Consider the following 24,671-nt stretch of genomic DNA (forward strand, 5'->3'; position numbering starts at 1 on the left):
AGGCTAGCGGCGCGAAAGAAGCGCGAGCAGGAAGCCCAGTCCCGCGGCGATCGCCAGCGATGTCACCGGCTTTTCGCGAACGCTGGCTATCAGCTGCGCTTCAATATCCTGGGCACTTCCGCGCACGCTTTCAAACGCTGCCTCGCCTTGCGCCCGCAGCTGCTCGACGCCCTCGGTGGCGGCGCGGCGCGCCGCCCCGTAACTATCGTCCCTGGTCTTGGCCAATTGCCTGGTGAGTTCTTCGATATCGGCCTTCAATTGCCGGATGTCGGCTTCGAGGTCGGAGTTGGAGGGAGTATCTGTTGCGGATCTGCCTGCGGCGGTCGCCATTGCGTAACTCCTTAAGTTTGCTTCGATTTCAACGCCTGGCCGGGACCAGGGTTCCGTTCTTCGCGGTCCAATCCCCTCAGATCGGCGGCCTGCGCTCCTCGCCATCCAGGTTATGTAGCAGGCCAGGCCCGGGTAGGCCGGCAGCGACCGCAGCGGGCATTTCTCGCGAGAATGTTGGAATGTTGGCGGCTAGGAACGGAACGTGCGCTCTGGCCGGACATTTCGACCCCTCTTCGAAATCCCTGTCCCGATCGGGCGGATAGAAACGCTCCACGCGGATCGAGGTTCCGCCGATCACGGCAATGCTTCACCGGTAATGTCTTTTTTAAATGACAGAGAGCGCAATACCGCGCATGACTGCGGCATTGTAGGAGTCGCCGACACGTGCCACCACTGCTAGACGGATTGCGTATCCTGATCCTGGAAGACGAATTCCTGATAGCGATGGATGTCGAGCAACTATGCCGCGACCAGGGCGCCGCCGACGTCACGATTGTCGGCGATCTGGCGGAAATCGACCTGCGGGACGGACTTTCGTGGTTCGACGCCGCTATCGTCGACCTGATGCTTGGCGGCGCCTCGACGCTCGACTTCGCCCGGCGGCTGCGCAGCGCAGGCGTTCCGTTCGTCTTTGCCTCCGGGTACTCCGACGCAGAGGAGATCATGGGCTCTTTTCCGGAAATCCAGCTGGTCACCAAACCTTACTCGGGAGACGATCTGATCGAGGCCGTGGCGGCGGCCTGCGGGCGCGCCAAAGCGGCTTGACGACGTCACAGCCCAAGAAGAAGCCGGACGTCGGTGTCAGGCGGCGTTTGAGCCTGTCACCTGCGCCGAGATCGCATCGGGACCGTATTCGTCCTCGCCGGAAATCTTGAGGATATCCTGCAGCCGGGCGCGCGCCCGGCTGACCCGGCTCTTGATCGTGCCGACCGCGCAGCCGCAGATCTCGGCTGCCTCTTCGTAAGAGAAGCCGGACGCGCCGATCAGGATGATGGCTTCGCGCTGGTCCTCCGGCAACTGCTCCAGCGCGCCGCGAAAATCCTTGAGGTCGAGCTGGCCAAGCTGGGCCGGGTGGACGGCAAGTCTGGCGGTCATGATGCCGTCGCTGTCCTGCACCTCGCGGCCGCGCTTGCGCATCTGCGAATAGAATTCGTTGCGCAGGATGGTGAACAGCCAGGCCTTGAGGTTGGTGCCCGGCTGGAAGCTCTCATGCTTATCCCACGCCTTGACCAGGGTTTCCTGGACGAGGTCATCCGCCTTGTCGGCATTCTGCGTCAGCGACACCGCAAAGGCGCGCAGGCTCGGGATCGCGCCGAGCAACTCGGTCTTGAAGCTCTGGGAGACCGCCGCCATGCCTCAGTCCTTTTTCTCGGCGGGTTCGGCCTTTTCCAGTTGGCTGAGCAACTGAGCAAATCGATCCGGCACCTGATCGGAGACCAGTTCGTCGTAATATTGCTTGAGTTTGCGGGCAATTTCGGAGTTCGGTCCGAGCGGATTACCGCCCCCATTCCGGTGCCTGCTCGCGGCGCCAGCTGTTGAATTCTTTGACATTTCTTTCATATTCGCCCTAATTTCCAGCACCGGAAACCGCTTAGAACCACAGATCGCAACGCAAGCGACATCCTCGTCTGGTTGCCCATCCCGAAGCCGGAAACGCCCGCTTGCTAATTTAGTTCCATGCCTGGCGGAACTTTTTCAGCAAGCCGACGTTGGATTTGCCGGGGTTTGCGACCAGTGTGGCCTGTGAAATGCAACAACGTCATCTGAGGGAGACGTCAAATATGAGCCTATCCGCAACCATCGCTCCTCACCTGCCGTTCCTTCGCCGTTTCTCGCGCGCCGTCACGGGATCGCAGGAAAGCGGCGACGCGCTGGTCGCCGCCATGCTGGAGGCCATCATCGCCGACACCGAGGTGTTCCCAAGGGGATCTAGCGACCGCATCGCGCTGTACAAGGTCTTTGCCAGGCTCTTCACCTCGATTGCCATCCGCGTGCCGCAAGAGCATGCGCAGACTGCCTGGGAGCAGCGGGCGGCCGCCAATCTGAACGCGATCGCGCCACGGCCGAGACAGGCCTTCCTGCTGGTTGCCGTGGAGGGTTTCAGCGAGGACGAAGCGGCGGAAATCCTCGATGCCGACGAACAGGAGTTCTCCGAATTGCTTGCCCAGGCAAGCAACGAGATTTCCCGCCAGGTCGCGACAGACGTGCTGATCATCGAGGACGAGCCGCTGATCGCCATGGACATCGAGGAGATGGTCGAAAGCCTCGGCCATCGCGTTGTCGGCACGGCGCGCACGCACGCCGAGGCGGTAGCCATTTTCGGCAGGACGCGTCCGAAAATGGTCCTGGCCGACATCCAGCTCGCCGACGGCAGCTCTGGCATCGAGGCAGTGAACGAGATCTTGTCCTCGACGCCGGTGCCGGTGATCTTCATCACCGCTTTCCCCGAACGCCTGTTGACCGGCGAGCGTCCCGAACCGGCGTTTCTGGTGACCAAGCCGTTCAATCCCGACATGGTCAAGGCCCTGATCAGCCAGGCGCTTTTCTTCGACCGCCAGGCAAAAGCCGCAGCCTGACTTCATCCAATACCGACGGTCGCGACCTCATGCGAGGGTCCCGCCTCTCATGAGGCTGGCCTGTGCCTGCTTGGCAACTGCTTGCGGGGGGTCGTCTTTTTCCGCGAATGGTGGAACAAACGGTATCCAGCCACGTTTTTCAGGTCATCGGAAGGAGATGTATCATGCTGTACTGGGCGCTCGTTTTTCTTGTGGTCGCGATTATCGCTGGCGCGCTTGGGTTCGGCGGCATTGCCGGTACATCGGCTGGCATCGCACAGATCTTGTTCTTCATCTTCCTTGCCTTCCTGGTGATTTCGCTCATCGCCGGCCTCTTCAGACGGGCCTGACGCGGGAGCGCCGAACACTGGAAGCCGCACCCCTCAAACGGTTTCCAGCTACCGCCGGGCGGTGCCCCCAAAGGGCATCGTCCGGCGGGCCGCTTTTGGGGATGCGCGCAGCCTCCGCATGTCAAAGCCGGGGCAGCAGCCTGTCGTAGCCGTTCAGCCGGGATGCGGGAACTACCGGATGCGTTCCAAGGCCTCAGAGAAGGACCATACGGAAAAACGCAGCGACGAAGTGATCGCGATGCATCCGGCGGAAAGCGGGATGCAGCTAGGACGCGCGCTGCTCCATGCGCTTCACAACGCTGGAATTTCGGTCCTCTATCAGGACCGTGAAATGAAGACCGTCTGGGCCCGCAACATGAGCGCGCCGTGGGCATCCGAAACGGCCGAAGGCAAGGATTTGCTCTCCCCCGCGCAGGCCGAGCGCATAGGCGCAGCCAAACGCAAGGTGGTTGAAACCGGCAACGCGGACCGCCTCGAGCTCGGCATTCCCGACAGTAACGGCGTGCGCTGGTTCCATATCTGGATTGATGCCGATCGTAGCGACGCTGGTGAGGTCCAGGGCGTCGTCACCACCATGGTCGAGACGACGGAGCAGAAGCGCCGCGAGCAGACGCTGAAGACGCTGCTGCGTGAGGTCAGCCATCGCTCGAAGAACCTTCTGGCCATCATCCAGAGCATAGCCACCCAGACCGGGCGCTACTCGGAGACGCTTGGCGACTTCCTGACGCGCTTTCGCGGCCGCATTCAGTCGCTAGCTTCGTCTCAGGATCTGGTGACATCCTCCAACTGGCGGGGAGCAGCACTTCGAGAGCTCGTGTCCGGCCAGGTCGGCCGCTATAGCGCCGACCCAAGCCGCAGCTTGCGTTTCGACGGCGAGAACCCTTACCTCAACCCAAACGCTGCCCTGCATATCGGGCTGGCCATGCATGAGCTGGCCGTGAATTCGGTAAGTTATGGCGCCCTGTCGCAGCCTGACGGTCGGGTCAAGGTAAGCGCCATGATCGCGGCCGGCAGCGAAACTCCGCCTGGCCTGTTGTTGACATGGACAGAAAGGATCGGCGCCGGCCGGCGCAACAAAAAACGCTTTGGCAGCGTCGCTCTCGAACGCGTCGTGCCGACGTCGCTGAATGGCTCCGCCACCCTCGATATCGACGAGGGTCGTCTCGAATATCGCCTCACGATCCCGCGCGGCAACTTCGAGATAGAGTGACCGCCACGCCGCGGCCGGCATTCGCCGGCAAGCCCCTTAACCGGCTGTTCACCATAAAGTCCGATTCTATCCCCGGCTAAAAGCAGCTCCAGGAAAAGCGCGTGACGGCTTTCCGCCCGCAGTTGCGTGAAACAGGCACACAGCATGTCTCCCGAAAGTGTGCAGCGGTTTCGGGACAAAGACATGCTTAAAATCAAAGACCTAAAGCTGGTCGCGTGTATCCTTTTTCACGCGACCAGCTTTAGCGCGGATCGGCGTTCCCCATCAAACGCTGAACCGCTCGGGTGCGCCGGAGCCCAGCCGCGCCCAGTCACACGATTGGCACGCGATTTGGCACGCGATTTGGGAGGACTGAAATGATGATTGCCGACATGAACAGGTTGGAGCAGGCCGCCCGCGTCTCGATGGGCGGCTTCCAGGACGCCGAGGCGCCGCCGTCGCCCCGCGCCTCCCATCTCTCGCTTCGCCTCGGCGCCGTCGCGCTCCTTGCTGCCCTGGTGCTGGCGGCGGCGTGGCAGTTGATCTGATCTGGCAGCGATCGAGCAAGCGCGTGGTTGCCAAGGCTCGCGGCGTGCGGTGACGTCACTGGAGGTCTCCGCCGCGCTTGTCGCGTCGAACGGCGCACGCCCCGAAAAAGACTCTCTTCAGCAACAATAAGATCGGGCAGGCAAAGCCCGTTTTTTCATGCTAAATGGCGGCTGGCACTGCCGAAAGTGAGGACAAAAGTGAGGAGCAATTTTATGCGGAAGATGATCATTGCCATGGTTGCCGTGGTCGCCGTCAGCGGCTGCACCACGACCGAGCAGGATGTCGTCGGCGGCGGCCTGATCGGCGCCGGTGTGGGCGGCTTGGTCGGCGGCGGCAAGGGCGCTCTTATCGGCGCGGCTGTAGGAGCCGGGTCCGGCCTCTTGGTCCGCAACCTACGCAACGGTTATTGCCAATATCGCGATCATCGCGGCCGGATTTACACCGCCCGCTGCAACTAATCCCGAGACAGAGCAATTCCAGGAAGGCGCATAGTGAGCTTTCCGTCCGGAATTGCATGAAAACAGACAGTTGGATCGGTTCGGCGATTTTGCCGAACACCGATCTCGTAGGAATGTCGATCTGGAGGCCGGTCTGCCGGCCTCCATTTTCTTTGCCTGAACGGCGCGTCGCCCGCTGCCGCGCCGGCGCTGTTCACTCTGTCAGGGGAATCCTTATTTCCACCTTCAGGCCGCCGGCCTGAAAATCGCGCTTGATCGTGCCGCGCAATTCGCGCGTGACATTGAGATCGATCAGCTTGGTGCCGAAGCCGATCTTTGCCGGCGCTTCCAGTTGTTTGTGCCCTGCCTCGCGCCAGTTGAGCACCAGCGTCCGTTCCTGGCTGCGTGCTTCGACCGCCCAGTCGACTTTCAACGCCGAATTTCCCTTGAGCGTGTTGGTCGAGTTGCCGGCTTCGCCATATTTCAGCGCATTGGTGGCAAGCTCGTGGAAGGTCAGGCCGAGCGCCTGTGTCGTCGTCTCGTCTAGCAGCACCTCCGGCCCCGACAATATGCCGTCGGGAAGCTCCTTGCCGAACACCTGCCCCAGCTCGATGCGCAGGAGGTCGCCGAGGTCCGCCTTCTGCCAGCGCGAGCGTGTCAGCATGTCCTGCGAAGCCGCCATCGCCTGCAGCCGCGCCGAGAACGATGCCGAGAACTCCTTCACGTCGGTGGCCTGGGAGGCGGTCTGCCGCGCGATCGCCAGCACCCTTGTGATCGAATTCTTGATGCGGTGCTTCATCTCCTGCAGGATCAGGTCCTTTTCCAGCAGGCTCTTCTCCGTCGCCTCATGCAGCAGCGACTTCGCCTCATAGGCGCGCTCCTGATAGCGGGCCACCAGGGCGATCGCCCCGGCGAGCAGCAGCCCGAACAGCCCTAGCATCACGGGAATGGCGCGCGAGGAAGGCAGCGAAAATGCGCTCGTCGGCCGAAACAGAACAGTCCAGGGTCGGCCGGCCACGACGATATCCCGGCGCGCCACAAGCTTTCCGCCTAACGATTCGGCAGGCGGCGCCTCCGACCGGAACAGGAGATTGTCGGCTCCCGGCTTGCCGTCATAGATCTCGACATTGACCGGCAGCAGCGGTGCCTTGCTGAGCGCTACCTGGAACAGATCGCGCGCGCGGAAGGCGGCGTAGAGGAAGCCTGCGGTCGAGGAGCGGCTGGCATTGATGACGTCCGGGGCCGTCTCCACGTTCAGCCGCACGAAAACCAGGAGCCCGGGGAAGGTCTGCGCGACCCCGGCGCCCTCACCGAGTTGGAGAAGGCCGCTGGCATGCTCCCGGTCGTCGGCCATAGCCTTCTCGATCGCCGCCCGCCGAACCGCCTCGCTGAACATGTCGAAGCCGATGATCGACTGGTAGTTGGACGTGTTGAGCGGCTCGAACAGCACGATGGGCGTTCGCCAATGCTGCCCGGTGGTGGCTGGATAGATCGGGTGGGCCGAACCGTAGTCGTGCAGGATGTCGCGCTCGACCGTGGCCTCGTCGCCGGCCTTGGCCAGCCTCAGGAAGCCGATGCCGAGCAGGCCGGCGAAATTGTCGTCTATGTGGAGCGCGGTGAAGAAGGCGTTGAACTCGCCGCGCGTGATGTCGCCGTTGCGGGCGTCGAACAGCGCCTGCGTCGAGCGCAGCAGCGACAAATGCAGGTCGATGCGGCTCTCGATGCGGTTGAGCGCGTCGTCGGCCGTACCCTCGAATTTGATGCGCGCCGCCTCCTGGGTCGCGAAATAGGCGAACCCCGCCATCGTCAGGCTGATCAGCGCGACGGCGATGAAAGCGATGGTCGGAAAGAGCCTTTTCAATGCAGGGTGCGGCCCCATGGATGGTTGACCACCTTTATGGGCAACTCTCCGCTCCAACACAATGGCGACGCCAAAATCTCGTGTCAGCCGGCACATCAGCCAGTCGTAAATTAGCCAGCTAAATTATGGCCTTAGGCCGCGATTTTTAGCGCTCCGGGACCCGGAAAGGCGCCCGGTGGGCACTTGCCCAAAATGATCATGCCGAGCACCTCGTCCTGAGTCACGTCGCCGGTGCGCGCCGTGCCGACGACCTGGCCGTTCTTCATCACGCAGACCCGGTCGGCAAGCTCGAACACGTCATGGATGTCGTGGCTGATCAGGAAGATGCCGATGCCGTCGGCCTTGAGTTGCCGCACCAGCTCGCCGACCTGGGCGGTCTCCTGGGGACCTAGCGCCGCCGTCGGTTCGTCCATGATCAGGATGCGGGCGTTGAACAGGATCGCGCGGGCGATCGCCACCGATTGCCTTTGCCCGCCGGACAGCTTGATCACCGGCTCCTTGAAGCGCTGGAAGCGCGGATTGAGCCGGCCCATCACCTTGCGCGCCTCGGCCTCCATGGCGACGTCGTCGAGCGTGCCCCAAGCGGTCATCAGCTCGCGGCCGAGGAAAAGATTGGCGGCGGCGTCGACATTGTCGGCAAGCGCCAGCGTCTGGTAGATCGTCTCGATGCCGTATTTCTTGGCGTCGCGCGGGTTGGAGATCGGTGCCTCCTCGCCGTTGACGAATATCTGCCCCACATCGCGCTTGTAGGCGCCGGATAGGATCTTGATCAGCGTCGACTTGCCGGCGCCGTTGTGGCCGAGCAGCGCCACCACTTCGCCGGGGAAGAGATCGATGGACGCGTCGTCGACGGCGCGGATGCCGCCGAAGGCGATTGAGATGTTGCGCATGTCGACCAGCGGGACGCCGGCGGGAGCGTTCTTGTCTGCCATGATGTCTACCTCCCTAGTGGTTGCCTTTGAGCATGATCATTTCCGCAAACCGGTTTCCACTTTGCGGGATCATGCTCAGACGCGCTTGCGGTAGATCGTGTCGAGCCAGACGGCGATGACCAGCACGGCGCCGACGACGATGCTTTGCAGCGGTGAGTCGACGCCGAGCAGCACCATGCCGGACTGCAGCGACTGCATCAAAAGCGCGCCGAGCATGGCGCCGAGCACGGTTCCCGAACCGCCGGCAAGCGAGGTGCCGCCGATCACCGCCGCGGCGATGACCAGAAGCTCGTCCAGGGTGCCCAGCGCATTGGTCGATGAATTCTGCCGCGCCGACGAGATCGCCGCGGCGATCGTCGCCAGCACGCCCATGATCATGAACACCTTCATGGTGATCCAGCGCGTGTTGATGCCGGCAAGGTTCGCCGCCTCCGGATTGCCGCCGATGGCAAAGACATAGCGGCCGAAGCGCGTGCGCTTGGTGATGAACGTCATGATGAGGCCTACCGCGACCGCCATCAGCACCGGAATGGCGATGCCGTGGGCGATGAACAGCCCTCCCTCGGGGACCGTGATGTTGTTGGCGGCGGCGTAGCGGTTCACGATGCCGACCGGCCAGGGATAGGAATTGGCCAGCCACACCGCGCCCATGATGACCGCGCAGGTGACCGCGCCGAGCAGCGTCTCGGCCCAGATCGGACGCAGCGGGAAGCGGAACCGCTTGCGCTGCACCCGGCCGTTGAACAGCGCGAACACCACGGCAAGGCAGGCGACGATACCGACCACCCAGCTCCACCTGGCGCCGATCGAGCCGGCCGGTCCGCCGCCCATGAGCTGGAAAGTGGCGTCGAGCGGCGCCACCGTCTGGCCGCTGGTGACCCACCAGGCGGCGCCGCGCCATACCAGCAGCCCGCCAAGCGTCACGATGAAGGCCGGCACTTCGAGATAGGCGATGACGAAGCCCTGGAAGGCGCCGATCAACAGGCCGAGGGCCAGGCCGATGGCCAGCGCCAGCACCCAGATCCACGGATTGCCGAGCTCGAGCCCGACCATACGCACCAGGAAATGCACCTGGGCGAAGCCCATGACCATGCCGATCAGCCCCTCGGCGGAGCCGACGGACAGGTCGATGTTGCGCATGACGATGACCAGCACCATGCCGGAGGCCATGATGGCGACCGCCGAGGTCTGCACCGACAGGTTCCACAGGTTGCGCGGCGTGAGGAACGTGCGGCTGTCGAAATCGAGCGGATTGACGCCCAGCCGCAGGCTCGAGATGACGTGCAGGCCGATCCAGATGATGAGCAGCGCGCCGACCATGCCGAGCATGCGCGTGTCGAGCTCGGTCGCCTTGAGGAAGCGCCCAGCGGCGCTGAGTTCGGAAGCACGCGCGCGATCCGCGGCCGGGTTGGCCGGCGTATCAGAGGTCGTATCGGTCATGATCTCCTCCCACCGGCCTGCCGTCTGGCGCGGATGCCGGACCACGATGCTATTGGCTTTCCCGATTCAATTGAAGCGGGATGCCCTTTTGAGAAACGCCGCGGCTTTGGGCCGCGGCGTCAGGATTTGAACGGACGTCGCCCGGTTAGTTGCAGACCGCGACGCTGCCGGCGGCAACGCCGGTGCAGACCTCGTCCTTCTTGATCCAGCCGGCGTCGATGACGACGTTGAGATTGTCCTTGGTGATCGCGACCGGCGTCAGGAACAGCGACTTGACGGTGTTGCCGCCAGGCGTGGTGAAGTCCTTGGCGCCGGCGATGTCTCCCATCTTCTTGCCTTCGGCCAACTGCGAGGCGATCTCGGCGGCGTTCTTGCCGAGCTCGCGCGCGTCCTTCCACACCGACACCGTCTGCGTGCCGAGCGCGATGCGGTTGAGCGCGGCATGGTCGCCGTCCTGGCCCGAGACCGGAACAGTGCCGGCCAACCCTTGCGCAGTCAGCGCCGCGACGACGCCGCCGGCGGTGCCGTCATTGGCCGCCACCACCGCATCGACCTTGTTGTCGTTGGCGGTGAGGAACTGCTCCATGTTCTTCTGCGCATTGGCGGGCAGCCAGCCGTCCGTATAGGCCTCGCCGACATTCTTGACCTTGCCGCTGTCGATGGCTTCCTTCAGCACTTCCATCGAGCCCGAGAACAGGAAGTCGGCGTTCGGATCGGAGCCGGAGCCCTTGATGAAGACGTAGTTGCCCTCGGGCTTGGCCTTGAACACCTCGCGGGCCTGCATGCGCCCGACTTCCTTGTTATCAAAGGTCAGGTAGAACACGTCCTTGTTCTCGATCAGGCGGTCGTAGCCGACGACCGGAATGCCCTCGTCGAGCGCCTTCTGCACCGCCGGCCCGATCGCCGAGGCGTCCTGCGCCAGGATGATCAGCGCGTTGGCGCCCTGCGAGATCAGGCTCTCGACGTCGGTCAGCTGCTTGCCCGGATTGGACTGCGCGTCGGCGGAGATATATTTGTCGCCGGCGGCCTCGATCGCCTTCTTCATTGCCGCTTCGTCGGTCTTCCAGCGCTCTTCCTGGAAATTCGACCACGAAACGCCGATCACCTTGTCCTTCGCCTCTGCGACCGACGCCAGCGTCAACGACATGGCGACACCCGCCAGCATGGCGGCTGCGAAACTTTTCATGATTTCCTCCCTGCGCCCTTGCGGCGCGACCCAGATGGCCCGAAGGCCGATACAGAGGCTTTTTTTCGAGCCTCGAAAAAATAGTGATCCAACCCCGAAGCGCTGTCAACTGCGATCTGATGGTTTTTGAGGTGGCATGAACTTTTTTTCGAGGCCCGCAATAAATAATGACAGTCCCGGCCGCTTCTGCCACTATCCCGAAACAGTTCCAGAGAAAGCGTGGAACCGCTTCCGTCTGGACTGAACAAAACAAATCCAGGGCGGTTCGGTGGCTGTATCCGGAACTGAACCGATCTGGCGCGTCGCCGACGGCCCATGCATTCTTCAAGAGGCCGCGCTGACCGGGAGGAAGGACAAATGTCGGTCGGAATCCGCCACGACGACTTGCGCCGGCGCAACCGCGCCATGGTGCTCTCGGCCGTGCGCCGGGCCGGCCAGCCGTCGCGCACGGAAATCGCCGCGACCACCGGGCTCAGCCACTCGACCATTTCGGCGATCTCCTCGGACCTGATCCAGGAAGGCATCCTGGCCGAGGGCAAGCCAAGCGAGACCACGTCCCTGAAGCGCGGCCGACCCCAGGTCGGCCTCACCCTCAACCCCGAGGCGGCCGCCGTGGTGACGGTCGTGCTGTCGCTGAATTTCCTCTCCGTCGCCGTCATCGACTATGCCGGCCAGGTCATCGCCGAGGAGCAGCGGCGCCTCGACACGCTTACCATGCCGCGCGACGAGTTGATCGGCGAATGCACGGCGATCGTCCGGCGCCGGCTGGAGGATCCGGATCTCGATCTCGGCAGCGTCGCCCGCATCGCCATGGGCATCCAGGGCATCACCGATTCCCATGCTCGCGCCATGCTGTGGTCGCCGATCACGCCGCTGACCGACATTCCCTTCGCCGACATCCTGGAAGCCGAATTCGGCATTCCGGCCACCATGGAGAACGATTGCAACATGATGGCGGTGGCGCTGCAATGGCGCGACCCCGACCGCTATCGCGACAATTTCATCGCCATCCTGCTCTCGCACGGCATCGGCATGGGCCTGGTGCTGAAGGGCGAGCTGTTCACCGGCACGCATTCTTCCGGAGGCGAGTTCGGTCACATGATCCATCGTCCGGGCGGCGCGCTCTGCCGCTGCGGTCGCCGCGGGTGCGTCGAGGCCTATGCCGGCAACTACGCCATCTGGCGCAGCGCCATGAAGATGAGCGAGGATGCTGAGCCGGTCGACGTCGGCGACGCCGACATGCGGGCGCTTGCGGCGAAGGCGCGCGAGAAGGACGGCCCGGAGCGCGACGCCTACCGGCGGGCCGGCGAGGCGCTGGGCTTCAGCCTCGGCAACCTGTTCGCGCTGATCGACCCGGCGCCCGTCGCCATGGTCGGCGTCAGCGCCGCCGCTTTCGACCTGATCGAGCCGGCGCTGCGCGAGGCGATCGCCCAGACCGCCGGCGGCCAGCACTCCAAATCTATCTCCTTCGACACCGAGCCGAACGAATTGCCGCTGATCCGCGAAGGCTGCGCCATCCGCGCGCTGACCTTCGTCGACCAGGAGATCTTCGCGCCGGGCGTGCAGGCGAGAGCAGGTTCAGGAAAGAACGTTGCATAGGCCTGTCATTGTCTCGGGACCAACGCCGCCGTTCGAGATTGGCTGGGGCCTCTCGGACGTGGTCATCCTTGGGCGGAGCAGGAGCGAAGCTCCGTCGCGGAGACCCAAGGATTCCATGCCGCTACCTCGGAGGGAAATGCGGCGGAGCAGAATTCTGCACCGTAGCGGCGCCCTATAGTCACGGCAGGATCCTGGGGTCTGCGCCGCGTCGCTTCGCTCCTTGCTTCGCCATAGGATGACGAAGCGATAGGCGTTTCCGGCTAATCGCCAACGCATGCGATCCGCCAACGGAAGCGCATTCAACCTATCAAAACTTCCGCGCCCTGGACCTAATCCTCCCGGATCGCGTAGCCTGCCCCGCGGATGGTGCGGATGACATCGGGCATGCGGCCGTTGTTGACCGCCTTGCGCAGGCGTCCGACATGCACGTCTACCGTGCGCTCGTCGATATAGATCGTCTCGCCCCAGACATTGTCGAGCAGCTGGCTGCGCGAGAACACACGGCCGGGATGCCGCATCATGAATTCGAGCAGCCGGAACTCGGTCGGGCCGAGCCTGATCTCGCTCTTCTTGCGGTAGACGCGGTGCGATTCACGGTCGAGCACGATGTCGCCGACCTTGAGCACGCTGGACAGCACCTCCGGCTTGGCGCGGCGCAGAAGCGCCTTGACCCTGGCCATGAATTCCGGCGTCGAGAACGGCTTGACCAGATAGTCGTCGGCGCCCGTCGAGAGGCCGCGCACCCTGTCGCTTTCCTCGCCGCGCGCGGTCAGCATGATGATCGGCAGCCGTTCGGTCTCGGGCCGCATCCTGAGCCGCCGGCAAAGCTCGATGCCGGAAACCGCCGGCACCATCCAGTCGAGCACCAGGAGGTCGGGCACGTTCTCCTGCAGGCGAATCTCGGCCTCGTCGCCGCGGGTCACCACCTCGACCTGGTAGCCCTCGGATTCGAGGTTGTAGCGGAGCAGCACCCCCAGCGGCTCCTCGTCCTCCACCACCATGATGCGTGGCGCGATCATATGCCAGATACCTTCGCTGTCAGGCCGCCGGCGCCGACATCGCCGTCTCGTCCTGCTTCGGACGGTTCGCGGGCAATTGCGTGCCGGTCAGCACATAATAAGCGTTCTCGGCGATGTTGGTCACATGGTCGCCGATGCGCTCCAGATTCTTGGCGCAGAACAAGAGATGCGTGCAGGCCGTGATGTTGCGCGGATCCTCCATCATGTAGGTCAAGAGCTCGCGGAAGACGGAGGTATATTTGACGTCGATGCGCTCGTCGTCGTTCCGGAGCTTGGCGAGCGCTGCGGCGTCGCCCGCCGTGTACTCCTCGATCACGCCCTGAACCTGGATCAGCACCAGCTGCGCCATCGCGTCGATGGAGTGCGACAGGTCGCGCGGCGCGGCGCTGACGCCGACGGAACCGACGCGCTTGGCGATGTTCTTGGCAAGGTCGCCGATGCGCTCGAGGTCGCCGGCCATGCGGATGGCGCCGACCACGCTGCGCAGGTCGTCGGCCATCGGCTGGCGCTTGGCGATCAGCGTGATGGCGCGATCGTCGAGCTCGCGCTGCCGCGCGTCCATGATGGCATCGTCGGAGACCACGCGCTGCGCCATCGCGTTGTCGGAATTCAGCAGAGCCTTGGTTGACGCGCCGACCATCGAGCCGGCAAGATCGCCCATGTCACGGATGAGCTGGCTGATCTGCCTCAGATCCTCGTCGAAGGAAGCGACCGTATGGGCCATGATAATGTCCTCGTATGAGCTCAGCCGAAGCGGCCGGTGATATAGTCCTGCGTGCGCTTCTCGCGTGGCGAGGTGAAGATCTTCTCGGTTCGGTCGAACTCGACCAGCTCGCCTAGATACATGAACGCCGTCTGCCGCGACACGCGCGCCGCCTGCTGCATGTTGTGCGTGACGATGACAATCGTGTAGTCGGCCTGCAACTCATCGATCAGTTCCTCGATCTTGGCGGTCGACAGCGGGTCGAGCGCCGAGGCCGGCTCGTCGAGTAGGATGACTTCCGGCTTCACCGCCACCGTGCGGGCGATGCAGAGACGCTGCTGCTGGCCGCCGGAAAGGCTGAGGCCGCTGGCGTTGAGCTTGTCCTTGACCTCGTTCCAAAGCGCTGCGCGCTTCAGCGCCTGCTCGACGCGGCTGTCCATCTCGGCCTTGCTGAGCTTCTCATACAGCCTGACGCCGAAGGCGATGTTCTCGTAGATCGACATCGGGAACGGCGTCGGCTTCTGGAACACCATGCCGATCTTGGTCCTGAGCAGGTTGAGGTCCTGCGAGCGGTCCAAGATGTTCTTGCCGTCGAGCAACACCTGACCCTCGGCGCTCTGCTTCGGGTAAAGCTCGTAGATGCGGTTCATGACGCGCAGCAGCGTCGACTTCCCGCAGCCCGACGGCCCGATGAAGGCGGTGACGCTGCGCTCGGGCAGCGACAGGTTGATGTCCTTCAGCGCCTTCGACTGGCCGTAGTAGAAGTTGAGGTTCTTGACCTCGATCTTGACCTTCTCGACGGTCGTCGCGGCTACGTTAAGGTCGGTGGACAACATCGGTTTCATCTGTCCTCTCTGCGTCCGGTAAGGCTGCGGGCGATGATGCTCAGCCCGAGAACCGTCAGGGTTATTATGAGTGCGCCCGTCCAGGCCAGTTGCTGCCATTCCTCATAGGGGCTGAGCGCGAACTGGAAGATGGTCACCGGCAGGCTGGCCATCGGCGCGTTGAGGTTGCTCGACCAGAACTGGTTGTTGAGCGCGGTGAAGAGCAGCGGCGCCGTCTCGCCCGAAATGCGGGCGATCGCCAGCAATATGCCGGTGACGATGCCGGACAGCGCGGCGCGATAGGCGACCGAGCGGATCACCACCCAGCGCGGCGCGCCGATGGCGGTGCCGGCTTCGCGCAGCGCGTTGGGCACCAGGTTGAGCATGTCCTCGGTGGTGCGCACCACGACGGGGATCACCAGGATTGACAGCGAAACAGCACCGGCGATCGCCGAGAAATGCCCCATCGGCCGGACCATCAGCTCATAGACGAACAGGCCGACGATGATCGACGGCGCCGACAACAGGATGTCGTTGATGAAACGCACCACCGTGGTGAGACGCGAGAAGCGCCCGTACTCGGCCATATAGGTCCCGGCGAGCACGCCGATCGGCGTGCCGACGACGACGCCGATGATGGTCATCACGATGCTGCCGTAGATGGCGTTGAGCAGGCCGCCGGCGTCGCCGGGCGGCGGCGTCATCTCCGTGAACACCGAAAGCGAGACGCCCGTGAGCCCCTTGTAGAGCAGGGCGCCGAGTATCAGCGCCAGCCAGGCAAGGCCAATGCCCGCCGCAATGACGCATAGCGCCATCATCACGGCGTTCTTGCGCTTGCGGCTCTGGTGGAGCGATGCGGCTGTCGACATCGGTCAGGCTCCCGTGCGGCTATCGATGCGCATCAGCATGTAGCGCGCGATGGCGAGGATCAGGAAGGTGATGATGAACAGGATCAGGCCGAGCGATACCAGCGAAGATGTGTAGAGATCGCCGTCGGCTTCCGTGAATTCATTGGCGATGGTCGCCGAGATCGTCGTGCCGGGCGCAAACAGCGAGGCGCTGATGCGGTGGGCGTTGCCGATGACGAAGGTGACGGCCATCGTCTCGCCGAGCGCGCGGCCGAGACCGAGCATGACGCCGCCCATGATGCCTATGCGGGTATAGGGGATGGTCACGCGCCGGGTCACTTCCCATGTTGTGCAGCCGATGCCGTAGGCCGATTCCTTCAGCACCGCGGGCACCGTGTCGAATACATCCTTGGTGATCGAGGTGATGAACGGCAGCACCATGATGGCAAGGATAAGCGACGACGTCAGCAGGCCGATGCCGTAGGGCGGACCGGCAAACAGGCTTGAGAGGCCCGGTATACCGTGGAAAAGATTGATGATGAAGGGCTGTACCGTCGTCTGCAGGAACGGCGCGAACACGAACAGGCCCCAGATGCCGTAGATGATCGAGGGAATGCCGGCGAGCAGCTCGACCGCAATGCCGATCGGGCGCCTGAGCGGGCGCGGGCAGAGCTCGGTCAGGAAGATTGCGATGCCGATGCCGATCGGCACAGCGATGATGATGGCGATGGCCGAGGTGACGACGGTGCCGTAGATGGGCGCCAGCGCGCCGAAATTTTCGGTGACCGGGTTCCAGGCTTCGGTCGTCAGGAAAGAGAGGCCGAACTTCGACAGCGCCTCCCATGAGCCGGCGATCAGCGAGATGGCGACCCCGCCGAGAATAACCAGAACAAGGATGGCAGAAGCCCTGGTAGCCGCCCGGAAGATCGTGTCGGTGAGCGCGAAGCGGCGCACTGTCGCTTCTCTGGTCCGCATGGCTGACGATGTCACGGCTTCGGAAACGGCGCTCATCTGCCCCTCGCGTTTCGAAAAAGAGTTAAGGAGGGCGCTTCCGGCGCCCTCCTTATTCAGGAAATTACATGCCGGAGTAGAGCGGCTTACCGCTCGCGTCGACGATGTCCTTGCCCCACATTTCCTCGACACTCTTCACGACCGCGTCGGGCATCGGAACGTAGTCCAGTTGGCCGGCCATGTCGTCGCCCTTGGCATAGGACCAGGCGAAGAACTTGAGCGCTTCGCCGGTAGCCGCCGCATCGTCGGGTTTCTTATAGACAAGAATCCATGTAGCCGCTGTCATCGGCCATGATTCGGCACCCGGCTGGTTGGCAAGGATCACGCCGTAGCCCGGCTGCGAGCTCCAGTCGGCATTGGCCGCCGCAGCCGAAAACGCTGCCGCCGTCGGCTCGACCTTCTTTCCATCCTTGTTCACCAGATCGGTGTAGGTCAGCTTGTTCTGCTTGGCATAGGCATACTCGACATAGCCAATCGCACCGCCAGTCTGGGCGACGTTGTTGGCAACGCCCTCATTGCCCTTGGCGCCAATGCCGACGGGCCATTCCACCGCCTTGTCGACGCCGACCTTTTCCTTCCAGTCCGCACTGACGTCGCCGAGATAGTATGTGAAGTTGAACGTGGTGCCCGAACCGTCGGAACGGTGAACGACCGCGATCGCCTGGTCGGGCAGCTTGACGTCGGGGTTGAGCTTCTTGATCGCCTCGTCGTTCCAGTTGGTGATCTTGCCGAGGAAAATATCGGCCAGCGTCGGGCCGTCGAGCACCAGCTCGCCCGGCTTGATGCCTTCGAGATTGACGACCGGAACGATGCCGCCCATCACCATCGGGAACTGCGCGAGCCCGGTGGAGTCCAGCTCCTCGCCCTTGAGCGGGGCGTCGGAAGCGCCGAAGGTCACGGTCTTGGCCTTGATCTGCTTGATGCCGCCGCCGGAGCCGATCGACTGATAGTTGAGACCGATGCCGGTCTCCTTCTTGTAGGCGTCGGCCCACTTCGCGTAGATCGGATAGGGGAAGGTCGCGCCGGCGCCCGAGATATCGGCCGCCATCGCGGCGGAGAGGGAAAGTGCGGATGCCGCAGCCATTGCAATCGCAACGGCCGCCGAGCGGATGAAATGTCTCATGTGGCCTGCTCCTGTTCGGAATATGGTCTTTCGGCACCCGTTCTATCGGCGCCCGGTGAGCGCAATAGCTCCCGATTATAACAGTCGCATGACAGTTTCGTGTCAGCCCGGTAACGTCTGAACGGGGATGCCTGGAAGGCCTGCGGCCGCCATTTGCGGACCAGCCGAAGTTTGCCGCGGGAATCAGTGACTTGTCTGACGTTTGAATAAAAAATTATCCCGGCGGCCGTGATCACGGCCGCCGGGAAATAAAAACCGGACGAGAGCGCGTTGCCTGTGTGCCAGAGCGGATCGTGGCCTAGCCATCGCCGAAAACAGGTCCGTTGGGGTAGATTCGACGCTGTTCCTTTGCCGGCGGTCGCTGCTCCCGCCCGTAACCGAGGGGCGGAATCGACAACTCCTATTGTCCTAGCTTGGCTTCGCTTTGATATGGTGCGATCACACCATACGCCTGCGTCAAACCTGCTGGCGGCGCGGCTGGCGATGGCCGCTGGCGGTCGGCAGTGAGGAACCCGCGCTTAGCCGGCGCTGCGGCGCACCGCTGAGTCCGGACCGAGCCATCGTTCCAGCTTCTCCAGCAGCGCCTTCGGGCTGATCGGCTTTGGCAGGTAGTCGTCCATGCCGGCTTCCAGGCAGCGCTCGCGGTCGCCTTTCAGCGCGTGCGCGGTGACGCCGACGATCGGAACATGCGTCCCCGTCTCCGCTTCGAGCAGGCGGATGGCGGCGGTCGCCTCCAGGCCGCTCATCTCGGGCATCGACACGTCCATCAGGATCATCCGCGGATTGTGCTTGCCGAAAGCGTCGAGCGCCTTACGGCCGTTGCCGACGATTTCGAACTGATAGCCGGTCTCGCCCAGGATTTGCGTGAACACCAGCTGGTTCACCTCATTGTCCTCGGCGACGAGGATGTCGAGTCCGAGCTCCGAGCCGGCCGCGCGCGGACGGGCACGCGCCGGCGGCGGTTGCAGCAGGACGCGATCCGACGCCGTCGCCTGCGCGCTGGACGCTCGCGGCGCGCCGGACCCTGTCTCGACGCTGCCGGCCAAGGGCGGATGGACGGCCGCCGTGCTGTGGCGATGGCGCTGGATGGTAGCGACCAGTGTCTCCAAGAGGATGGAGGAGCGCGCCGGTTTGATCAGCTGCGCATCGATGCCGAGATCGCGGTAGGCGGCGCTGGCAAGCGACTGGTCTACCGAGGTCAGCATGATGATCGGCGTATGCGCGAGGCCGGCGGTATTGCGCACGATGCGCGCCATCTCGGCGCCGGTCATGCCCGGCATCTGGTAGTCGAGCACGACGCAGTCGACAGGCACGCCGTAGGCGGCCGCGGCAATCAGCACCTTCAGTCCCTCGGCGCCGCTTTCTGCCGCGCAGGAATCGAAGGTCCACGAGGCCATCTGCTCGCTGAGGATCGAACGGTTGACGGCATTGTCGTCGACGATCAGCACGCGCGCGCCGGTCACGTCGACCGGCATGATGCGTTGCCCGCCCCACTCTGCCCGCGGCAGCGTGACCGTGAACCAGAAAGTCGAGCCCTTGCCCGAGGCGCTGTCGACGCCGATCTCGCCGCCCATCATCTCGACAAGCCGAGAGGTGATGGCAAGTCCGAGCCCGGTGCCCTCGTGCCGCCTTGTCGAGGAAGTGTCGACCTGGCTGAACTTCTCGAACACCAGCTTCAGCTTGTCCTCGGGAATGCCGATGCCCGTATCGGTGATCGAGATGGTGAGCCTCGTGCCGGCCGGAACCCGCTCGCCCGTGACGTCGACCAGCACGTGACCCTCCTCGGTGAATTTCACCGCGTTGCCGAGCAGGTTGGTGACGATCTGCCTGAGGCGACCGACATCGCCCACGAACTGCCCGTCGAGCCCGGGCTGGACGCGGACGATGAGCTCGAGGTCCTTCTCCTTGGCGCGCGTCGAGACCAGCGTGGCCACATCCTCGATCGCCTCGGCGAGGTTGAAGGGCGCTGGGTCGAGCACCAGCTGGCCGGCATCGATCTTGGAGAAGTCGAGGATATCGTTGATGATGGTGAGCAGCGCGTTGCCCGATTTGACGATGATGTCGGTGAACGTCTTCTGCTTCGGGTCGAGGTCCGACTTGGCGAGCAGCTCAGCCATGCCGAGCACGCCGTTCATCGGCGTGCGGATCTCGTGGCTCATATTGGCGAGGAATTCCGACTTGGCGCGGTCGGCGAGCACGGCGCGCTGGCGCGCCTCGCTGAGCTCGGCCTCGCGCTGCTTCAGTTCCGTTATGTCCGTGGTCGACCCGATCAGATAGAGCGAGCCGTCGGACGCAATCATCGCGCCCTTGCGCGCGAACTGGTGCCGGACGCTGCCATCGGGCAGCATCACCTTTTCCTCGATCTCCTGCGTCTCGCCGGTGCGCAGCACAGCGAGGTCGCTTGCCACGAAGGCTTCGCCGTCCGCGCCGAAGATCTCGACGTCGGTCTTGCCGATCGCCTCTTCCTTGCTGAAGCCGGTGAGGTCGCACCAGCCCTTGTTGACGTAGAATTGCCTCAGATCCGAACGCTTGGCGTAGATCGAGACCGGCACATTGTCGATGAGGCTGCGGAAAACCTCGTTCTCGCTCATGCTTTCCTTGAGCGCCCGCTCGCGCGCCTTGACGTCCGTGATGTCGGTGCTGGAGCCGACCAGATGCACCGACCCGTCGATGGCCACCAGCCGGCTCTTGCGCGTCATCAGCTGCCGCACGGTGCCGTCGCGGTGGGTGACGGGCTCCTCGACCTCTCGTCCCTTGCCGGTCGCCACGACCTCGACATCGTCCTGGCTGTAGCTCTCCGCGTCCTCGGTCCCGAAAAGCTCGCGGTCCGTCTTGCCGATGACATCCTCTTTGGGGATGCCGGTCAGCGCGCACCAGGCCTTGTTGACGAACTCGATGCTGAGATCCTCGGCCTTGATGAAAGCAGCCACCGGCAATTCGTCCATGACATGCCGGTAAAGGTCGATCTGACGCATCGAGTCGCGCAGCGCCTTCTCGCGCGCTTTGATGTCGGAGATGTCGACGCGCACGCCGATGAAGGTGCCGTCGTCGGTGCGCACGTCGTAGACCTGATACCAGCGACCGTCGGGATTGAGCCGCTCGTAGGACGAATTGGGCAGGTGGCAACGCTTGAGCAGCGCGTCGAGCCAGCGTTCCTTGTCTACGCTGTAGAGGTTGTCGATCTCGACGTCGCCGCTCGACCCGAAATAGCCGACGGAATGACCGAGAGCGAGCGCTTCGCGGAACGTGCGGCCCGGCTGCCAGGCCGGTTTCAGCGCCGGCAAGCTGTCCTGCAGCTTGCGGTTGGCGAAGACGAATTTATCGTCCCGATCATAGATGATGACGCCCGCCGGCAGCGATTCAAGCACCGTTGCGAGGTTCTTGCGCGCATCATCGGCTTCCGTCTCGCGATGCTTCATGTCGGTGATGTCGACATAGGAGATGAGCCGCTTGCCGCCGGCAAGCGGTGCCAGCGAGGCGATCAGCGTGCGGCCGTCGTTGCGCGGCAACTGCCTGGACCCGGCAACGCCCGCCCGGATTTCCGCCTCGCGCTCGGCGATGTGGCGCCGCCAGGCCGCCTCGTCGGCGCCATAGGGGTCGGCGTCGCGGCTTGCCTCCATCAGGTCGCGGAAGCCGCAGCCGACCGTGGCGCGGCGCGGATCGATCTTCCAGAAGTCGTAGAAAGCGCGGTTGATGATCTCCGCCCTGAGATCGGCATCGAGGACGATGACGCCGATCGGCATCGAATCGACCATCAGGCGAAGATCGGCAAGCGCTTCCGAAGTCCCTGCCGCGTGTTGTGCTCCGGCGAATATCTCCTCGCCGCCCGTGACCGTCCTTTGGGAATCGCGCGCGTCTGCCGTCCCGAAAGTGTCGTCCGTATCCGCCATCCCTACCCCCAGGCAGAACCCTCGCCGGTTCGTCGGCGGAATGTGCCCGACAAGCATTAACGATCCGCTAACCTTAACGATTCGCAACCGAATGCACCCGATGCCGTTAACGCATGTCGGCCAAAAGTGTGCAGCGGTTTTGGGAAACGGCATGCGCAGAACAAACCGAAAGCGTGTCGCCCGAGCCCATTCAGCTCGACGCGGTTTGATCAGACGCTGGTCCATGCCTGCTGCGGTAATCCGTCCGTTGGCGGACCCACCGCTGCCGGGCTATAGAATCGGTTGGGGGTATTGCTGATGCTTGGTCGAATGCTGACTTTTGTTCTCTGCCCGGCGCTGCTGGCGGCAAGCGGTTGCACGCGCAGCGACGACGGAACCGTCATCGTTCCAAGCCGGATGGACGTCCGGCGCATTTGGGACGAGGCGCCGCCAGGAACAACCGCCTCGAGGCAGGTTGCATCCGACGTATTTCCTCAGCCACCGAGCGCGCCTGCGGGTCCCTCCAGCCGAAGACATTCCAGGCTGGCTTCGACGACCCCTTCCTTGCAGCCGGATTTGCCCGATGCGTCCTCCCAGACGGAGAAGGCGCTCGCCTGCAGGAATGTCAGCGAGCCCGGCAAGCGCTACCGCGTCGTCTGCGACTAATGCATGTCTCCCAAAACCGCTGCGGGTTTGGGAGACCGACATGCATCAAAGCAAAGACCTAGAGCGCGCCGCCAGACTCCGCTTCGGTGGCCGCCAGAATATCCGAAGCCGTCGCCAGATCGGACTTTGCCTCAGCAAGGGATGGTGGCGTTTTGCACGTTGCCCGGCGTCGCGGTCCGCGCCCTGGGGCCGAGCCCGGCGTCGGCCGCCTTGCGCCCCTTGATCACGGACTGCCGATGAAACCTTTGGCCGGCATCCGACGTTATCCCTGCAGCGCGAGGGAGACTGAAGATGTCCATTCACTTCACCGTCTCTGGCCTGACCAGGAACCTGATCCATTCGCTTGGATTGGATCACGAGCGGGCGCTGACACCCGAGCAGATGCTGCTGCTGGAATGCTATCTGGCCGGACAAATCCCGGAATCGGCTTGGCATGACTATGTCTTTGAGATGCCGGAGCTGGAAAAGCACGCGAATGCCCGGCGCGGGCGCAATTCGGCGTAGTGCTTTCGGGTGCAGAGCAACCCTACAAAGAATAACGGCTTTCGCTTCGGAATTGGGCAAAGGTAAATTTGAGCAATCCGGCAATTCTATTGCTTAACTGCTTTGGCGTTGCTTTTTGGTGAATTGAACTGAAGCGTAAACACCTTCCCGGGAATTCCTTGCGCGAGCGTCGGCGAAAAGCTGAGCGGCAGACAGTTGCGCAGGGCGGCGGTCGCCGCGTCGACATAAGCCTGACGCGCCTTGTCATTGCCGCCGACCTTGATGCCCGTCGGCTTCGGCGGGCCGATCAGCGTGCCGTCGCGCTTGAAGCTGAAGCTCAAGGTGACCGTGGAGTTCTCGGAATTGGCAGGCGGGGTCCAGCACGCCTGCAGGGCGGCGCCGACCTCGTTCATGGTGTTGAGCGATGCGGCATCCGCCGGAAAAGACATCGCCAGCAGCGCGCTTGCGATCGCTGAAAGTCTTGCCGTGTTGCTCATCGCAGGTCCTCGTCGCTTTCGCCGGTCGCCCAATGGCATCGTACGATCAACGAGGGGGATGACAATAGGATTTTCGACCGACTTGGCGCCGTCGAAATCAGACTGCGTGATCGCGCGACCGGCACCAAAAGCAAAAGGCCGGCACTCGGCCGACCTTTCCCTTCGCCTCGCCATCGCGCCAGTACATCCGTGGTCGCAACGAGGACCGAGCCAGTAGACAGGGCTTTGGTTAACGAATCTCTAACCTCGCGGTTGTCCTATGCCGTGGCCTGCGATTTCACATGAGCGATATAGCCGCGCACGTCGCCCGCGGGCTCCGCATAGGCCTTGCCGAGCTTCTTCTCGATCGCGGCCATATAGTCCTTCGCCCAGTTGGGAAGCGCGTAGTCGATCACGGCCAGGAATTCGAGCGTCGCCGCCAGACGTATGTCGGCGATCGACGGGTTGCTGCCGCCGATGAACGGCTTGCCGTCCCGGAAGAAGCTGTGGAAGACCTCGAGCGGCTCGGCGATCGCGGCGGTGGCCGCTTTCTGCGCCTCCGATTTCTTGTCGGGATGGGCGTCGCTGCAGCCGACCTCGCCGGCATATTGCGGAAAGCCGAGCGCCGGATAGGTGGCTCTAGCCACATAGGGATAGAGCGTGCCGACTAGGTAGAACATGGCGCTGTCGACCATTGCCCGCTTGGCCGGCGCCTTTGGATAGAATTTGTCCAGTCCGTGCTTGTTGGCGAGATACTGCATGATGGCGCAGCTTTCCCAAAGCACGCCGCGTGGCAGCCCCTTGTCCTCGATCATCGGCGTGAGATGCGCCGGGTTGCGCGCCAGGAATTCGGGCGAGCGGGTGTGCCCCCAGGCGTCGGTCTCCGACGGGTCGAGCCCGGCCGCGCGCGCGAACACCCGAACCGTCATGTTGTTGACGCTAGGCCTCAGCATGCTGAGCTTGATCACAGGCTTCCTGGCCGGCTTCGCCTTGGCTTTAAGCGCGGCTCTTGCCGTCGCTTTGGGCGCTGCTTTTGCCGTCGCTTTAGGTGCGGCTTTTGCCGTCACCTTCGCGGACGGCTTGGCAGCGGGCTTCGCCGACGCTTTTGTGGCGCTCGGTGCCTTCGCCGCAGCTTTCGCCGCCGGCTTGGCGACCTTCGCGGCCGATTTGGCCGCGGCCTTCTTCGTTCCTTTTGTGGCTGCCTTTGCCATCTTGGTCCTC

At 63.5% G+C, this 24,671-nt stretch carries 24 protein-coding genes; 8 read left to right on the forward strand and 16 right to left on the reverse strand.

Features of this window, described 5'->3' with window-relative positions; all coding sequences use genetic code 11:
• Positions 1-3: 3 nt before the first annotated feature.
• Positions 4-330 carry a DUF883 family protein gene (locus EH240_RS07400; protein WP_124996754.1) on the reverse strand — a complete coding sequence of 109 codons (327 nt, stop codon included), beginning with the start codon at positions 328-330 and terminating at the stop codon, positions 4-6.
• A gap of 384 nt (positions 331-714) precedes the next feature.
• On the opposite strand from EH240_RS07400, the gene EH240_RS07405 reads away from it, so the two are divergent.
• Entirely contained in the window at positions 715-1,095 is a 381-nt protein-coding gene (locus EH240_RS07405) for a response regulator (RefSeq protein ID WP_124996755.1), read from the forward strand.
• A 36-nt stretch (positions 1,096-1,131) separates the two neighbouring features.
• On the opposite strand, the gene EH240_RS07410 is transcribed toward EH240_RS07405, so the two are convergent.
• A complete protein-coding gene (locus EH240_RS07410) occupies positions 1,132-1,683 on the reverse strand; it encodes a sigma-70 family RNA polymerase sigma factor (RefSeq protein WP_124996756.1) in 552 nt (183 codons plus the stop codon).
• A gap of 3 nt (positions 1,684-1,686) precedes the next feature.
• Positions 1,687-1,890: a NepR family anti-sigma factor gene (locus tag EH240_RS07415; protein ID WP_124996757.1), complete on the reverse strand. Its 204-nt coding sequence runs from the start codon at positions 1,888-1,890 to the stop codon at positions 1,687-1,689.
• 221 nt (positions 1,891-2,111) lie between these two features.
• Here EH240_RS07415 and EH240_RS07420 point away from each other — a divergent pair, with 221 nt between their 5' ends.
• From EH240_RS07420 to EH240_RS07435, 5 genes are all read left to right on the forward strand, one after another.
• On the forward strand, positions 2,112-2,906 hold the full coding sequence (locus tag EH240_RS07420; RefSeq protein WP_124996758.1) for a response regulator: 795 nt from the start codon (positions 2,112-2,114) through the stop codon (positions 2,904-2,906).
• Between the two features lie 164 nt (positions 2,907-3,070).
• Positions 3,071-3,235 (forward strand): DUF1328 domain-containing protein, encoded by a 165-nt coding sequence (locus tag EH240_RS07425; RefSeq protein WP_018429836.1) that lies wholly within the window; start codon positions 3,071-3,073, stop codon positions 3,233-3,235.
• Positions 3,236-3,413: 178 nt separating this feature from the next.
• Entirely contained in the window at positions 3,414-4,445 is a 1,032-nt protein-coding gene (locus tag EH240_RS07430; RefSeq protein WP_124996759.1) for a sensor histidine kinase, read from the forward strand.
• A gap of 356 nt (positions 4,446-4,801) precedes the next feature.
• The gene (locus EH240_RS37845; protein WP_167483954.1) at positions 4,802-4,972 is read left to right on the forward strand and encodes a hypothetical protein; all 171 of its coding nucleotides are present in this window, start codon (positions 4,802-4,804) and stop codon (positions 4,970-4,972) included.
• 213 nt (positions 4,973-5,185) lie between these two features.
• Complete coding sequence (locus EH240_RS07435; protein ID WP_027166589.1) at positions 5,186-5,431, forward strand: YMGG-like glycine zipper-containing protein; 246 nt, start codon at positions 5,186-5,188, stop codon at positions 5,429-5,431.
• 193 nt (positions 5,432-5,624) lie between these two features.
• Here the strand turns inward: EH240_RS07435 and EH240_RS07440 are convergent, their stop codons facing one another.
• The 4 genes from EH240_RS07440 to xylF form a co-directional block, all read right to left on the reverse strand.
• On the reverse strand, positions 5,625-7,271 hold the full coding sequence (locus tag EH240_RS07440; RefSeq protein ID WP_124996760.1) for a CHASE domain-containing protein: 1,647 nt from the start codon (positions 7,269-7,271) through the stop codon (positions 5,625-5,627).
• 131 nt (positions 7,272-7,402) lie between these two features.
• Positions 7,403-8,203, reverse strand: coding sequence for an ATP-binding cassette domain-containing protein (locus tag EH240_RS07445; RefSeq protein ID WP_124996761.1), 801 nt, complete (start codon positions 8,201-8,203; stop codon positions 7,403-7,405).
• 75 nt (positions 8,204-8,278) lie between these two features.
• On the reverse strand, positions 8,279-9,643 hold the full coding sequence (locus EH240_RS07450) for a sugar ABC transporter permease (RefSeq protein ID WP_124996762.1): 1,365 nt from the start codon (positions 9,641-9,643) through the stop codon (positions 8,279-8,281).
• 145 nt (positions 9,644-9,788) lie between these two features.
• Entirely contained in the window at positions 9,789-10,829 is a 1,041-nt protein-coding gene (xylF, locus tag EH240_RS07455) for a D-xylose ABC transporter substrate-binding protein (protein ID WP_124996763.1), read from the reverse strand.
• 357 nt (positions 10,830-11,186) lie between these two features.
• Here xylF and EH240_RS07460 point away from each other — a divergent pair, with 357 nt between their 5' ends.
• Positions 11,187-12,428, forward strand: a complete 1,242-nt coding sequence (locus EH240_RS07460) for an ROK family protein (RefSeq protein WP_124996764.1) — start codon at positions 11,187-11,189, stop codon at positions 12,426-12,428.
• A 329-nt stretch (positions 12,429-12,757) separates the two neighbouring features.
• Here the strand turns inward: EH240_RS07460 and phoB are convergent, their stop codons facing one another.
• The 7 genes from phoB to EH240_RS07495 form a co-directional block, all read right to left on the reverse strand.
• Positions 12,758-13,447, reverse strand: a complete 690-nt coding sequence (gene phoB / locus EH240_RS07465; RefSeq protein WP_010911896.1) for a phosphate regulon transcriptional regulator PhoB — start codon at positions 13,445-13,447, stop codon at positions 12,758-12,760.
• A 19-nt stretch (positions 13,448-13,466) separates the two neighbouring features.
• A complete protein-coding gene (phoU, locus tag EH240_RS07470; RefSeq protein WP_124996765.1) occupies positions 13,467-14,174 on the reverse strand; it encodes a phosphate signaling complex protein PhoU in 708 nt (235 codons plus the stop codon).
• A gap of 17 nt (positions 14,175-14,191) precedes the next feature.
• Positions 14,192-14,995 carry a phosphate ABC transporter ATP-binding protein PstB gene (gene pstB / locus EH240_RS07475; RefSeq protein WP_124996766.1) on the reverse strand — a complete coding sequence of 268 codons (804 nt, stop codon included), beginning with the start codon at positions 14,993-14,995 and terminating at the stop codon, positions 14,192-14,194.
• Positions 14,992-15,843: a phosphate ABC transporter permease PstA gene (pstA, locus tag EH240_RS07480; RefSeq protein ID WP_124996767.1), complete on the reverse strand. Its 852-nt coding sequence runs from the start codon at positions 15,841-15,843 to the stop codon at positions 14,992-14,994. Before pstA ends, pstB begins: the two co-directional genes overlap by 4 nt.
• 3 nt (positions 15,844-15,846) lie before the next feature.
• Positions 15,847-16,833: a phosphate ABC transporter permease subunit PstC gene (pstC, locus tag EH240_RS07485; RefSeq protein ID WP_124996768.1), complete on the reverse strand. Its 987-nt coding sequence runs from the start codon at positions 16,831-16,833 to the stop codon at positions 15,847-15,849.
• A 64-nt stretch (positions 16,834-16,897) separates the two neighbouring features.
• Positions 16,898-17,956: a phosphate ABC transporter substrate-binding protein PstS gene (gene pstS, locus EH240_RS07490; protein ID WP_124996769.1), complete on the reverse strand. Its 1,059-nt coding sequence runs from the start codon at positions 17,954-17,956 to the stop codon at positions 16,898-16,900.
• Between the two features lie 518 nt (positions 17,957-18,474).
• Positions 18,475-21,846, reverse strand: a complete 3,372-nt coding sequence (locus tag EH240_RS07495) for a response regulator (protein WP_245435858.1) — start codon at positions 21,844-21,846, stop codon at positions 18,475-18,477.
• A 936-nt stretch (positions 21,847-22,782) separates the two neighbouring features.
• On the opposite strand from EH240_RS07495, the gene EH240_RS07505 reads away from it, so the two are divergent.
• Positions 22,783-22,995: a hypothetical protein gene (locus EH240_RS07505; RefSeq protein ID WP_124996771.1), complete on the forward strand. Its 213-nt coding sequence runs from the start codon at positions 22,783-22,785 to the stop codon at positions 22,993-22,995.
• Between the two features lie 86 nt (positions 22,996-23,081).
• On the opposite strand, the gene EH240_RS07510 is transcribed toward EH240_RS07505, so the two are convergent.
• Together EH240_RS07510 and EH240_RS07515 are read right to left on the reverse strand one after the other, a co-directional pair.
• Positions 23,082-23,471 (reverse strand): hypothetical protein, encoded by a 390-nt coding sequence (locus tag EH240_RS07510; RefSeq protein WP_124996772.1) that lies wholly within the window; start codon positions 23,469-23,471, stop codon positions 23,082-23,084.
• 257 nt (positions 23,472-23,728) lie between these two features.
• On the reverse strand, positions 23,729-24,661 hold the full coding sequence (locus EH240_RS07515) for a glutathione S-transferase family protein (RefSeq protein ID WP_124996773.1): 933 nt from the start codon (positions 24,659-24,661) through the stop codon (positions 23,729-23,731).
• Positions 24,662-24,671: the final 10 nt, after the last annotated feature.

Source organism: Mesorhizobium tamadayense, assembly GCF_003863365.1.
GTDB classification, from domain to species: Bacteria; Pseudomonadota; Alphaproteobacteria; order Rhizobiales; family Rhizobiaceae; genus Mesorhizobium; species Mesorhizobium tamadayense.